The organism is Plantactinospora sp. B6F1 (assembly GCF_040120695.1).
Lineage (GTDB): Bacteria > Actinomycetota > Actinomycetes > Mycobacteriales > Micromonosporaceae > Plantactinospora.
This window is the reverse complement of record NZ_JBEEAC010000001.1, coordinates 397,656-410,132: the sequence shown is the minus strand read 5'-3', so window position 1 is coordinate 410,132 and position 12,477 is coordinate 397,656. Positions and strand designations below refer to the sequence as shown.

Here is a 12,477-nt window from a genome sequence, read left to right as displayed (position 1 = left end):
GCGGAAGGTTCAACGGGTCAGTGGCCGCGGTACAGCGCCTCGATCTCTGCCGCGTGGTGGCCCTCCACCACGTCGCGTTTGATCTTGAGGGTGGGGGTCAGTTCGCCGTCGGGTTCGGTGAACTCCCGGGGCAGGATACGGAAGCTCTTCACCCGTTCCGCCCTCGACACCGTCTCGTTGGCCCGGTCGACCGCGACCTGGATCTCGCGCCGGAGATTCGGGTCGTCCCGCAGCTCGGCCACGGAACCGTCGGGTCGACCGTGCGCGCCCCGCCACCGCAGCCATGCCTGCGGGTCGATGGTGACGAGCGCGGCGACATAGGGACGGCCGTTGCCGACGAGCATGCACTGGCTGACCAGAGGGTGGTCCCGGACCCGCTCCTCCACGGGTTCGGGCGCGAGGTTCTTCCCGGTGGCGGTGACGATGATCTCCTTCTTGCGTCCGGTGATGCTCAGGTAGCCGTCGTCGTCGACGCTGCCGAGGTCCCCGGTACGGAGCCAGCCGTCGGTGAAGGTGTCGCGGGTCGCGTCGCGGTTGTTCCAGTAGCCGTGGAACACCACCTCGCCGCGGGCGAGCACCTCACCGTCGTCGGCAATCCGGATCTCCACGCCGGGCAGCGGGCGTCCCACCGTGCCGATCCGGGTCGCCGACGGAAGGTTCACCGTCAGCGCGGGCGACGTCTCGGTCAACCCGTACCCCTCCAGCACGGCCACGCCGGCGCCCCGGAAGAAGTGGGCGAGCCGCTCGCCGAGCGGGGCGCCGCCGACGATCGCCATCCGGCAGCGCCCGCCGAGGGTGGCGCGCAGCCTGCGGTACACCAGGACGTCGAACCCGAGGCGGGCCAGCCGCAGCAGCGGTCCCGGGCCGCCGCGCCGGGTCTGCACCGCGCGGCTGTACCGGACGGCGACGATCTCCGCCGCGCCGAACAACCACCCGCGGTGGGTGTCGTCGGCCGCCTGTCGGGCCCGGGTGTACATCTTCTCGAACACCCGGGGCACCGCGAGAATGAACGTCGGACGGTACCGGCGCAGTTGATCGAGCACTCCGGCGCTCTCGGTGCCGTGCACCAGGGTGGCCCGGTTGTGCACCATGCCGACCTGGATCAGCCGGGGGAACGCGTGGGCGAGCGGCAGGAACAGCACGGTCGTCGCGCCGGAATGCAGCAGCTGCGACAGCACCGCGGTCGCGGCGGCGACGTCGCAGGAGATGTTGCCGTGTGTCAGCACGCATCCCTTCGGCCGTCCGGTGGTGCCACTGGTATAGACGATCGTCGCCACATCCGCGGCGGTGACCGCCCGCCGACGTGACTCCACCTCCGCCTCGTCGACGGCGCGGCCGTGCGCGGCCAGCTCGATCAGGTCACCGGAGTCGATCCGCCAGGTCTGCCGCAACGCCGGCAGGTCGGGGCGGAGGCCGGCGAGCATCGCGGCATGCTCGGCGGTCTCCACGACACATCCCACCGCGCCGGAGTCGGACAGTATCCATCCGAGCTGCTCCGGGCTGGAGGTCTCGTAGACGGGGACGGTGATCGCCCCGATCGACCAGAGCGCGTAGTCGACCAGCGTCCACTCGTAACGGGTACGGCTCATCAAGGCGACCCGGTCGCCGGGTCCGATCCCGGCCGCGACGAACCCTCGCGCGAGCCCCTGCACCTCGTCCCGGAACTGGCGGCAGGAGACCGGGACGGCCCCGCCGCGCCCTGCGCGCCGCGCCGGCCACGCCCGAGGGTCCGGATCCGGACGCACGAACTGCACGGCCTCCGGATCCTGCCGGGCGTTGTCCCACACCACCTCGGCCAGGCCCGACGGCCGGAGACCGGCGAGCGGCGGAGCCGCGGTCACGTTCCGCACCCGGCCACCTCGCAATCACCCTCGGCGGTCCTGCTCCGGCACCGCGACCAAGGTCTGCTCCGGTCATGATGTCGCACCGACAGCCCGGCCCGACGGCGAATTCCGAAACCGAGCCGGCGCCACGGTCCGCATCCGAGCTGGCGGAGGTGGTGGTGACCTGACACCACGATCCGGCTCGCCGCGATGGTGGCCGCGCGTCCCGGTCCGCCGTGGTGGAGGATGAGGGCAGGAGGAAAAGATCAATGACCGATGCCGCACGTCCCGGCACGGCGGTCCTTGCCGAGGCCGCGAGCGCTGCCGGGTACGCACCGTCCGTGCACAACACGCAACCCTGGCGCTGGCGGGTCACCGCCGACGCGCTGGACCTGTACGCGGTCCGGGACCGTCAACTCCGGGCCGCCGACCCGGAGGGCCGGCTGCTGACCGTGAGTTGCGGGGCCGCCCTGCACCACGCGGTGGTGGCGCTCGCCGCGCAGGGCTGGTCGGTGGCGGTGACCCACCTGCCCGACCCGGCCGATCCCGACCACCTGGCCCGGGTGAGGCCGGCCGGACACATCGGGGTGGACCCGGAGGCGATGCGCCGGTTCCAGTCGGTGCGGCTGCGGCACACCGATCGCCGGCCGGTCAGCGACACCCCGGCCAGCCCGGAGGCGATCGCCGCGATCCGCCGCGCGGTGACGGCCGAGGGCATCCGGTGGCACGTCCTCACCCCCGACCAGGTCCTCGAACTGGCCGCCGCCGCGTCGCACGCCGACCGGGTGGAGACCGAGGACGAGGAGCAGCGCACCGAGCTGACCTACTGGCGCGGCGGCGACCGGCCGGAGGGCACCGGCATCCCGGACGAGGTGGTCCCCGCCCAGGCACCGCAGACCACCGTCCCGGGCCGCGACTTCGTGCGGGCCGGGACCCTCGCGGTCGGCCCGGGACACGACCGCGCGGCCAGGTACGCGATCCTGTACGGCCCGGGTGACCAGCCGGCCGACTGGCTCCGCGCCGGTATGGCGCTCTCGGCCGGCTGGTTGAGCGCGACCGAACTCGGTGTCACGGTGCTGCCGTTCAGCTCCGTCATCGAGCTGCCCAGCACCCGGCAGGTGCTGCGGGCGGTGGTCAGCAACCTGGGTCACCCGTACCTGGTGGTGCGGCTCGGCACCGCCGATCCGGCGACGGCCGGCCCACCGCACACTCCTCGGCTGCCGGCCGCGCAGACCATCGAGGTCGCCGCCGGCTGACCCGACCGGCCCTACGCGGCCCGCGCGGGCAGGCTTACGAGGCGCGGCACTCCGGGTAGCCGTAGAGATCGAGCAGGCGGGTACGGGTGGCCTGGAGCCGGTCCAGCATGACGGCCATGAACCGGCGGGTCAGCTCGTACCCGAGCGCGGTGTCATCCTCCATCAGGTGCCGCACGCCGGAGGCGTCGAACTCGACGGCCCGGACCGGCTCGACCGCCACCGCCCCGAACTGCCACCGCTGGGGCGGGAACAGCCAGGACCAGCCCAGCAGGTCGCCGGCGCCCACGGTCTCGATGGCCACGTCGCCCCGGCCCGGCGTCGGCAGGTCCAGCGACACCCGCCCGGTGCGCAGCAGCCAGAAGCGCGTCGCCGGGCGCCCGGCCGCGAAGAGCCGGTAACCGGGGTTGCGGTACACCGGGTGGGCGTACGCGCTGAGCCGGTCGAGCCAGGCCGGGGCCAGACCGTCGACGAACGGCTGCCCGGCCAGCAGGTCACGGATGCTTGTCATGACTCTCCCCAATCTGCCGTACCGGTGTCGTCAGGCTCGGTACCCGAGACGAGGTCCAGGCACCCGCGCAGGTGGTCGCTTCCGGACACGCCGCCTTCAGGTCGAGGGGTCCGTGGTGCTGAACGGGTGGGACCGCCCCCACCGGGACCGGGCCAGCTCGGCATCGTCCAGGTCGAAGCTGAGGTGGTCGTGAACCGCGACCACGCCCGGCACGGCGCCGACCATCCGGACCGTCAGCTCGGCCAGGGTGCGCCGGTCGAGGTTGCCCCGCAGCGTGACGACTCCGCTGTCGACCTCTACCTGCACCTCGTACGGTTCCAGCCACAGCGTCCGCCGCAGTACCTCGTCCTCGATGTCGCGCCGAAGCTCCGGGTCGGGGCGCAGGTGCACCTTCAGCACGTCGGCGCGGGAGACGATCCCGACCAGGGTGCCGTCGTCGGCGACGACCGGAAGCCGCTTGACGCCCTTCTCGGCCATCAGCCGGGCGGCGGCGGGCAGCGGGGTGTCCGGTCCGGTGGTCACCGCCGGCGCACTCATCAACTCCCGCGCGGTCCTACCCTCGCCCTTCTCCCGCTCGGGCCGCCGGCGGTTGGGGAAGCGGCGATGCTCGGCGGCGGTACCGGCGAACTCGACCTTGTAGAGCAGATCGGCCTCGGAGACCACCCCGACCACCCTTTCGGTCGGGTCGAGCACCGGCACCGCGCTGATCCGGCGTTCGGCGAGGAGGTCGACGACGGTTCGGTAACTGGCGTCCTCGGGTACCGCCACGGCATCGGTGGTCATGACGTCCCGTATCGTCCATTTCTTCATGGCCCTCTCCTTCCCCGGCGTCGCCGGTACGACACGGCGCACCCACCGGAACTGCCCGGGTTCGCCGGATCAGGCCGGCCCACCCCTCTATGGCACGCCACCCGGCCCGACTTGTACAGGGCCGAACGGCCCGGTCGCCGAAGGCGAGTGACCCTGCATCCCCCAGGTGGTGCGGCCGGCCGGCACGGGTAAAGGGTCACTCACGGGGCTGACCATCGGCCCTACACCGGACGGCCCCCGCGCCGTTACGTTCGGTTCAGGAAGCCCAGTTGGAGGAGATCATGAAGGCACACCCCATCATCGTCGGATATGACGGGTCCGAGGGCGCGAAGGCCGCCCTCCAGTGGGCGCTGGACGAGGCAGCCCGCACCGGCGCGCAGCTGAGGCTGCTCTTCGCGTTCGAGTGGCCGACCGTGGCCAGCACGGTCGCCCCGATGGCGACGACCTGGCCGGACCAGGGCGCCCGGGAGGACGCGCAGAAGATGCTCGACGCCGTGATACTCGAGGCGTTCCAGACGCACCCGCAGGTGGTGGTGACCAGCACCGTCCTGGACGGTTCGGCGGCGATCCTGCTCCGGGAGCACTCGCACGAGGCCAGCCTGCTGGTCTTGGGCAGTCGTGGTCTCGGCGGCTTCGCGGGTCTGCTCCTCGGGTCCACCAGCGTCACCGTGTCGGCGCACGCGCACTGCCCGGTCGTCGTGGTCCGGGGCGAGCAGGAGCGGCCGGAGGGCCCGGTCGTCGTCGGCGTGGACGGCTCCACGTGTGCGCTGCTGGCCCTCGAGTACGCCTTCGCGCAGGCCTCGGCCCGGGGCAGCGTGCTACGGGTCGTCCGGGCCTGGACGCCGGTCGCGCCGCGCTGGCAGCCCCCGGGCTACGGGCCGGAGGACCAGGCCACCGCCGAGCGGATCGAACTCGACGAGTTGCTGACCGACGCGCGGAGCCGCTATCCGCGGGTCGAGGTGGTCGCCGAGGTGATCTCCGGTCCGGCCGGCCAGGTCATGGTCGAGGCGAGCCGGGACGCCCAACTGGTGGTCGTGGGCTCCCGAGGGCGCGGCGGCTTCGGCGGGCTGCTGCTCGGCTCGATCAGCCAGCAACTGCTGCATCACGCCCACTGCCCGGTCGCGGTGGTCCGGGAACTTCCGTCGGCCGCCGGCTGAGCGGACGCGGCGCCCGGGCCGCCGGCACGGCAGTACGTCGCGGCGCGTCCGACGCCAGCAGCCGGGGACGAGGGACCGGCTCACTCGGGGGCGCGCACCAGTTCGCCGGCTACGGCCTGGTGGTCGGACATGTATCGCCTGCCGTTCGGGTCGTCCCGATAGGGTTTCGGCTCAACGTGGCAGGACGTCCAAGTGCCCTTGCCGAAGATGTAATCGAGCCGGTAGCCGCCGTTCGTCGCCCGCCCTGCGCGTTGGTCGCCGTACACCGCCTGGTCACACTCCCGGAACGACGCGTACATCACCGCAAGCTCGGGAAGCGGATGGACCGGGCCATCCGGCGGCCCCGCGTTGAAGTCCCCACCTATCACGGCGAGCGGGTCCTGGCCCAGAACCTCCACGATCCGCGCGGCCTGGGCACGACGGATGTTTTGCTCCTCATACTGCGAATCGGTCGAGTTCCACTCCTTCGGCCAGGTCATGTGCGTGGTACACGCCCGGACAGCAACCGAGACCGACGTCACGCAAAGCAGCGGATGGCGCCACCGCCCGGCCCCAAGGAAACCGGGCAGGTATTCCACCGTCTTGGCACTGGCCGGGATCCCGGCCTCCTTGATGCCCACCACGACGTTCACCGATCCGTACGCCTCGGCGGCGGCGCTGCCGGGATGGTCGTCGCCACACCAGATCGGCCGACTGGTCGAGTCGTCGACCCAACGCATGTACGGCGTCGCGTGCAACGTCCACTCCGGACCGAGCAACCGCGCGAGTTCCGCGACGTGTGCCTGGCACGCTTCCTGCAGCAGCACCACGTTGGCGTCGCGCAGATCCATCACCTTCTTGGTCTCCGCCGCCTTGGCGGCAATGCTCGGATAGCGGCAGGCATCCTGTATCTTCCAGCCGCACATGTTCCAGGTGACTGCCCGGATCACCGCGTCGTCCACCGCCACCACACTCGGATGGGCTGGCAGCACGACCAAACTCGGCGCCACCACCACAGCCAACGCGACCAACGCTTTCAGGACTCCACGCGGCACGGACGTCACCCCCACTCGACCAACCCGAACACTTGTCGACCGGCCCACCACGCTCGCCAGCGACAGCATCCTCGCAGCCACCCGCATGAAACAGGCACATTGTTCGCACAAGCCCCGGCCGCCGGGCCGACACCGTCCGCGCGGGCAAGCCGCGGCCTTCACCGCACTTCCCGAATCGAGGTGATCAAGCAGGGACCGGGCAGATCGGACGTTGGCGCGGAGGCGGAGGCTGCTCCGGTCGACCTCCACGTGCCCGGGCACGGTCGCCCATCAGCTCAGCATGACCTGCGCCGAGGTCTCCTTGAGTTTCGCGTTCGCCCAGCGGGCCTGTCGAAGCGTCTGTGGATGGCAGCCCTTGGCGAGCGCGAGCAGTTCCCGGTCCCGGGCGGCCTGGGCGGTCTGGGCCAGGATCTCCCAGTCCAGCGACACGCCGGAGGCGTCCCGGTAGAGATGACGCAGGTCGGCGAGGAGGAGCAGCCCGGGGGCGCGGTGTCGCCCGACCAGTTCGGAGGCCTTCTGCTCGATCGTCGCGAGCAGACCGGAGTCGTCCTTGACACCCTCGTCGAGGTCCAGGCCGTAGTCGCGGCCGACCCGGGCGAGTTCGGTCACGTGCTGCTGTGACCAGCGGGACAGGTCCCGTCCGACGTAGTGGATCTCGTGGTCGGCGCTGTGCCGGTCCGACATGCGCAGCAGGTCGACGGCGAGCTTCCGCTCCGACCGGTGCAGTGCCCGAATGACCATGTCGATCTTGTTCATCGGCCCCCTCCGCCCGCCGGGCCCGCCCTCCGCACCGGTGCCGCGGCCGTCACCCGTTCGTCGGCCAGCGCGTCGGCGCCACCGGCCGTGTCCGGGACTCTCGCCGCCACCGGTCGGGAACCGGTGGTCGTCGGCGCGGCCGCCGGTGCACCGTCGCCGGACTCCAGGCGGGTCACCCGGGCGACCGCCGACTTGAACAGCGGCTGCTTCGACACCGGGTCCCAGTCGGTGATCGTCAGCTCGTTGGCCGCCCGGCCCGGTTCGCGCTCCGGTGGTGCCGACCCGTCCGGCGTGTCCCAATAGCCGTAGTGGAACGGCAGGAAGAGCACTCCGGGCCGGATGCCGCTGACTCGCAACCGCGCCCGTACCCGGCCCCGTGGGTGGCGACCTCCAACAGGTCACCCTCGGCGAACCCGCGATCGGCCGCGTCGCCGGGCGCCATCTCCACCCAGACCTCCGGGGCGGCCGCCTGCAACTGCGGTGCCCGACCCGTCTTGGTCCGGGTGTGGAAGTGGTACAGGGTACGACCGGTGATCAACTGGAACCGGTACTCCTCGCTCGGCATCTCGTGCGGGGGCAGGTACTCGGCCGCCTTGATGATCGCCTTGCCCGACGGGTTCATCGCCCGATACTCGGTCGGCTCCAGCGGAGCCCCGGTCACCAGGTCCCGACCGAAACTCTCGCAGTAGTCGGGAGCGGCCCAGAACCGCCCGTCGGCGTAGATGCGTTCCGTGCCGTCCGGGTGCTCGGCGTTGCACGGCCACTGGATGCCGCTGCCGCCGCGCAGCTTCGAATAGCTCAGCCCGGTGTAGTCGCAGGGCCGGCCGGCGCTGCACTCCTGCCACGCCTCGAACGCCCCCTCGGGGTCGGTCCACTTCACCAGCGGCTGCCCGTCGGCGTCCCGCAGGTCCAGCCGGCGGGCGTAGTCGACGAATATGTCGAGGTCGGACCGGGCCTCGCCGGGCGGGTCCACCGCCTTCTCCGACAGGTGCACCGTCCGGTCGGCGTTGGTGAACGTCCCGGTCTTCTCCCCCCAGGTCGCGGCCGGCAGGACCACGTCGGCCAACTGCGCGGTCTCGGAGCAGAAGATGTCCTGCACCACCAGGAAGAGCCGCTCCTGGCGGAGGATGCCCCGGATCCGGGCGAGTTCCGGCAGCGAGACCGCCGGGTTGGTGCAGCTCACCCAGAGGAAGCGGAGCGAGCCCTCCTCGGCGTACCGCATCATCTGCATCAGGTTGGTCGGCGCCGAGTAGTGCGGGATCCGCATCGGGTCGATGTTCCAGATCCGGGCGAGTTCCTTGACGTGCTCCTCGTTCGACCAGTTCCGGAACGCCGGCAGGTCCCCGTCCGCACCGCACTCCCGGGTGTTCTCCGCGCTCGGCTGGCCGTTCATCTGCAACAGGCCGCAGCCGGGCCGGCCCAGCATGCCTCGGACGATGTGGATGTTGTTGACCTGGACGGCGGCGGCGGTGGCCTGGTGTGACTGGTAGAAGCCCTGGAGCACGGTGGAGAGCAGCCGCCGGGCGGTGCCGATCAGCCGGGCCGCCTCCCGGATCTTCTCCACCGGTACGTCGCAGGCCCGCGCCGCCCGCTCCGGCGGATACTCGGCCACCCGCTTGCGCAGTTCCTCGAAGCCGACCGCGTGCGCCGAGACGTACGCCTCGTCCACCCACCCCTGCGCGATGATCTCGTGCAGCAGGGCGTTCATCAGCATCACGTTGGTGCTCGGCAGGGGTGCCAGGTGCACTGTGGCGGCCCGGGCCACCGGCGTCTCGCGCGGGTCGACGCAGACCACCGCCGGCGGATTCGGGCCGGCGAGCCGGTCCAGGACCCGGGCCCAGAGCACCGTCTGGGTCTCGGCCATGTTGTGGCCGTACAGCGCGATCACGTCGGCGTGGTCGATGTCGGTGTACGACCCGGGCTGCCCGTCGCAGCCGAAGGACTCCTTCAGCGCCTCCGCCGCCGTCGCGGTGCAGAGCCGGGTGTTCCCGTCGATGTGGTTGGTGCCGATTCCGCCGTGCGCGATCAGCGCGAGGGTGTAGTACTCCTCCAGGAAGAGCTGGCCGCTGGTGTAGAAGCCGATCGCGCTCGCCCCCTGCTCGGCCAGGAGTTCGCGGGTCCGGTCGACCACCAGACCCATCGCGGTGTCCCAGTCGGTCTCCACCAGCCGGCCGCCGCGCCGGACCAGCGGTCGGGTCAGCCGGTCGGAGGCGCGGTTGGCCTGCCACCCGTAGAGGTCCTTGGGGTCCAGGCGCCCCCGGTTGACCCGGTCCACGGCCCGGCCCCGGACCCCGACGATCCGGCCGCCCTTGACGGCGATGTCCAGGCCGTCACCGTTGGAGTGCAGGATCGACGCGGACTGGATCCACTCGTCGACCTCGTCCGGAGGTACCCCGTCGGCCAGGAACGTGTCCACCCGGACCGGCCACGGCTCCCCCGGCCCGTACGGGGTGCGACCGCCCCACGGGTGGGCGATCCGGTCGACCCGCCCGGTGTCCGCGCTGTCTACCATGGCAATCCGTCCGACGAGTCCTCGTGCTCCCGATTTCCGGTTCCCCTACCCGTCACCCTGACAGGACATGCGCGCTGGTGGCGGTCAAACAGCCAGATCAGCGCCCGGACCACCCGGCGATACCGCGCCGGTCAGGTGGCGCGGGTCAGGTGGCGCGGGTCAGTTCGGTATGCGGCACCGTGAGGGTCACCACGCCCGGGTCGCCCTCCGACACGTCGGCTACCTGGTCGCCCCCGGCGTAGGCGTCGGAGGTCGCCAGGCCATCGACGTCGATCCGCAGGTATCCGGTGGACATCAGGCGTTCCGCCTGGCCGGGCGGAGCGTCCGGGTGTACGTCGGTGCCGGGCTGCTGCACGGCGGTCACCGTCCCGACGGCTTCCCCGGCGGCGTCCAGCACCGACATTCCGGGGTTGACCTGGGCGATCGGCAGCGGCTCGGTCGGCATGCCGGGCACGGCCGGCTGGTGCGGATCCATGCCCACCTCGTTCCCCCGCTCGGGCGGGGCGAAACCGGGCGGCCGACCCGGCGAGGGGAGGCTCGATTTATTGATGTCCTTGGATAAATCGACTAGGAATGTGGCATGCCGGTGCACGCTCGATCCCCCAGGCGTTGCCGGGCCAGCAACGAGCCGAACAGGAAGGACACGAACGTGCGAAGGAACAGGCGGTTCCTCCCACTCGGGCTGTCGCTCGTCGTCGCCGCGGCCACGATCGGGACGGCGGTGGCGGGAACGGGCGCTCCCGCGCAGGCGGCGCCGGTCACCATCACCAACGGCACACAGTTCAGAGACACCGGCGGCAACCCGCTACAGGCACACGGCGGCGGTGTACTCAAGGTCGACAACTACTACTACTGGTTCGGCGAGAACCGCAACGCGGACAACACCTTCCGTGCGGTCTCCGTCTACCGCTCCACCAACCTGCGGGACTGGGAGTTCCGCAACAACGTCCTCACCCAGTCGTCCGCGTCCGAGTTGCAGGTCGCCAACATCGAACGGCCGAAGGTCATCTACAACGCCAGCACCGGCCGGTACGTGATGTGGATGCACAAGGAGAACGGGTCCAACTACAGCGAGGCCCGGGCCGCCGTCGCCTCCTCCGGCACCGTGGACGGCAACTACACCTACCACGGCAGCTTCCGGCCGCTCGGACAGCACATGTCCCGGGACATCACGCTGTACAACGACAACGGCACCGCGTACATGATCTCGGCCGCCGACGAGAACTACGACCTGCACATATACCGGCTCACGGCGGACTTCCTCAACGTCTCCACCCTGGTCGGCAACTTCTGGGACGGCGCCCACCGCGAGGCGCCCGCGATGTTCAAGCGGGGCGGTACCTACTTCCTGCTCACCTCGGCGGCGACCGGATGGAACCCGAACCAGGCCAGGTACGCCACCGCGTCCAGCATCTCCGGCCCGTGGAGCGGCTGGACCAACGTCGGCGACTCGACCACCTTCCGGTCCCAGCCGACCTTCGTGCTCCCGATCCAGGGCAGCGCCACCACCAGCTACCTCTACATGGGCGACCGCTGGGCCGGCGCCTGGGGTGGCCCGGTCAACGACTCCCAGTACGTCTGGCTGCCGATCACCTTCCCGTCCAGCACCAGCATGAGCCTCGCCTGGTACCCGTCGATCACCATCGACACCGCCACCGGCACCATCACGGGACAGTCGCCGCCCTACTACCGGATCACCGCCCGGCACAGCGGCAGGGTCATGGACGTGGTGGGCAACTCCACCGCCAACAACGCGGAGGTCAAGCAGTACGGCTGGAACGGTGGCGGAAACCAGAAGTGGGAGTTCCAGGACGCGGGCGGCGGCTACTTCCGGATCGTCAACCAGAACAGCGGCAAGTGTCTCGACGTCGCCTCCGGGTCGACCGCCGACGGGGCGAACATCATCCAGTACACCTGCGGCGGCGGCACCAACCAGCAGTGGCAGTGGGTCGCCACCAGCGGTTACCACCAGCTCCGGGCCCGGCACAGCGGCAAGTGCCTCGACGTGGTCAGCGGCGGCACCGGCGACGGCACCGACATCACCCAGTACACCTGCGGCAGCGGCACCAACCAGCAATGGACCCGCACCGAGTCGTGATCCCCGCCTCCCGCGACGTCCACCCCGGCGCTATCCACACCTGACGACCCTACGAACCGCACGCGAGCACCGGCCGGCGCTCAACGGACTTCCTGTCGGAGCGCCACCCTAGACTGCGACGCCATGGCGATAGTGAGTTTCGTCGACGAGACGACCGCGGGCGAGCGCAGCACCGAGTGGCACCTGGAGATCTTCGAGGAGCGCCTGCCGGTGCGGGAGGTGATACGCCGCCGCGTCTTCCAGGAGGTCGCCGAGCACAGCGCGAAGGGTGGCGACCTCTTCCGGGGGCTGGTGCAGCCGACCGAGGCCGAGCGGACGCTCAACGGTTTCAAGCTGCGGCAGCCGCGGCGGATCGACCCGCAGGAGCAGGCCGAGCGGGCGCTGGACGCGTTCTCCCGCAACGGTTTCATCCTCCTCGTCGACGACCGGCAGGTCGACGAGCTGGACGCGGTCGTCGAGCTGAGCCGGGGCACCCGGATCACCTTCCTCAAGCTCGTGCCGCTGGTCGGTGGATGATGCCGAC

Annotated in this window: 11 protein-coding genes and 1 pseudogene; 4 read left to right on the top strand and 8 right to left on the bottom strand. The window is 71.0% G+C overall.

Annotated elements, in window-relative coordinates:
- Positions 1–17 precede the first annotated feature (17 nt).
- Positions 18–1,850 carry an AMP-dependent synthetase/ligase gene (locus tag ABNF97_RS01565; RefSeq protein WP_349337385.1) on the bottom strand — a complete coding sequence of 611 codons (1,833 nt, stop codon included), beginning with the start codon at positions 1,848–1,850 and terminating at the stop codon, positions 18–20.
- Positions 1,851–2,092: 242 nt separating this feature from the next.
- On the opposite strand from ABNF97_RS01565, the gene ABNF97_RS01560 reads away from it, so the two are divergent.
- Positions 2,093–3,079, top strand: coding sequence for an Acg family FMN-binding oxidoreductase (locus tag ABNF97_RS01560; protein ID WP_349337384.1), 987 nt, complete (start codon positions 2,093–2,095; stop codon positions 3,077–3,079).
- Between the two features lie 34 nt (positions 3,080–3,113).
- On the opposite strand, the gene ABNF97_RS01555 is transcribed toward ABNF97_RS01560, so the two are convergent.
- Together ABNF97_RS01555 and ABNF97_RS01550 are read right to left on the bottom strand one after the other, a co-directional pair.
- Positions 3,114–3,587, bottom strand: coding sequence for a cyclic nucleotide-binding domain-containing protein (locus ABNF97_RS01555; RefSeq protein ID WP_130462743.1), 474 nt, complete (start codon positions 3,585–3,587; stop codon positions 3,114–3,116).
- 96 nt (positions 3,588–3,683) lie between these two features.
- Positions 3,684–4,397 (bottom strand): CBS domain-containing protein, encoded by a 714-nt coding sequence (locus ABNF97_RS01550; RefSeq protein WP_349337383.1) that lies wholly within the window; start codon positions 4,395–4,397, stop codon positions 3,684–3,686.
- 281 nt (positions 4,398–4,678) lie between these two features.
- Between ABNF97_RS01550 and ABNF97_RS01545 the strand changes: the two genes are divergently transcribed.
- A complete protein-coding gene (locus ABNF97_RS01545; protein WP_130462741.1) occupies positions 4,679–5,554 on the top strand; it encodes a universal stress protein in 876 nt (291 codons plus the stop codon).
- A gap of 80 nt (positions 5,555–5,634) precedes the next feature.
- On the opposite strand, the gene ABNF97_RS01540 is transcribed toward ABNF97_RS01545, so the two are convergent.
- From ABNF97_RS01540 to ABNF97_RS01520, 5 genes and pseudogenes are all read right to left on the bottom strand, one after another.
- Entirely contained in the window at positions 5,635–6,588 is a 954-nt protein-coding gene (locus ABNF97_RS01540; protein ID WP_349337382.1) for an endonuclease/exonuclease/phosphatase family protein, read from the bottom strand.
- 270 nt (positions 6,589–6,858) lie between these two features.
- Positions 6,859–7,344 (bottom strand): hypothetical protein, encoded by a 486-nt coding sequence (locus ABNF97_RS01535; protein WP_349337381.1) that lies wholly within the window; start codon positions 7,342–7,344, stop codon positions 6,859–6,861.
- Positions 7,341–7,559, bottom strand: coding sequence for a hypothetical protein (locus ABNF97_RS01530; RefSeq protein WP_349337577.1), 219 nt, complete (start codon positions 7,557–7,559; stop codon positions 7,341–7,343). Before ABNF97_RS01530 ends, ABNF97_RS01535 begins: the two co-directional genes overlap by 4 nt.
- A gap of 30 nt (positions 7,560–7,589) precedes the next feature.
- Positions 7,590–9,856: pseudogene (locus tag ABNF97_RS01525) on the bottom strand (molybdopterin oxidoreductase family protein); the annotation flags it as partial.
- 145 nt (positions 9,857–10,001) lie between these two features.
- Positions 10,002–10,331 (bottom strand): hypothetical protein, encoded by a 330-nt coding sequence (locus ABNF97_RS01520; RefSeq protein ID WP_349337380.1) that lies wholly within the window; start codon positions 10,329–10,331, stop codon positions 10,002–10,004.
- Between the two features lie 174 nt (positions 10,332–10,505).
- Between ABNF97_RS01520 and ABNF97_RS01515 the strand changes: the two genes are divergently transcribed.
- On the top strand, positions 10,506–11,954 hold the full coding sequence (locus ABNF97_RS01515; protein WP_349337379.1) for an RICIN domain-containing protein: 1,449 nt from the start codon (positions 10,506–10,508) through the stop codon (positions 11,952–11,954).
- 123 nt (positions 11,955–12,077) lie between these two features.
- On the top strand, positions 12,078–12,470 hold the full coding sequence (locus ABNF97_RS01510; RefSeq protein ID WP_349337378.1) for a hypothetical protein: 393 nt from the start codon (positions 12,078–12,080) through the stop codon (positions 12,468–12,470).
- The last annotated feature ends 7 nt before the right edge of the window (positions 12,471–12,477 follow it).

What these genes read in the sequence shown, in the direction of transcription:
- ABNF97_RS01560 (WP_349337384.1), top strand. Translation starts at nt 2,093, where the DNA reads ATGACCGATGCCGCACGTCCCGGCACGGCGGTCCTTGCCGAGGCCGCG.
- ABNF97_RS01510 (WP_349337378.1), top strand. Translation starts at nt 12,078, where the DNA reads ATGGCGATAGTGAGTTTCGTCGACGAGACGACCGCGGGCGAGCGCAGC.
- ABNF97_RS01550 (WP_349337383.1), bottom strand. Translation starts at nt 4,397, where the DNA reads ATGAAGAAATGGACGATACGGGACGTCATGACCACCGATGCCGTGGCG.
- ABNF97_RS01520 (WP_349337380.1), bottom strand. Translation starts at nt 10,331, where the DNA reads ATGGATCCGCACCAGCCGGCCGTGCCCGGCATGCCGACCGAGCCGCTG.
- ABNF97_RS01555 (WP_130462743.1), bottom strand. Translation starts at nt 3,587, where the DNA reads ATGACAAGCATCCGTGACCTGCTGGCCGGGCAGCCGTTCGTCGACGGT.
- ABNF97_RS01535 (WP_349337381.1), bottom strand. Translation starts at nt 7,344, where the DNA reads ATGAACAAGATCGACATGGTCATTCGGGCACTGCACCGGTCGGAGCGG.
- ABNF97_RS01545 (WP_130462741.1), top strand. Translation starts at nt 4,679, where the DNA reads ATGAAGGCACACCCCATCATCGTCGGATATGACGGGTCCGAGGGCGCG.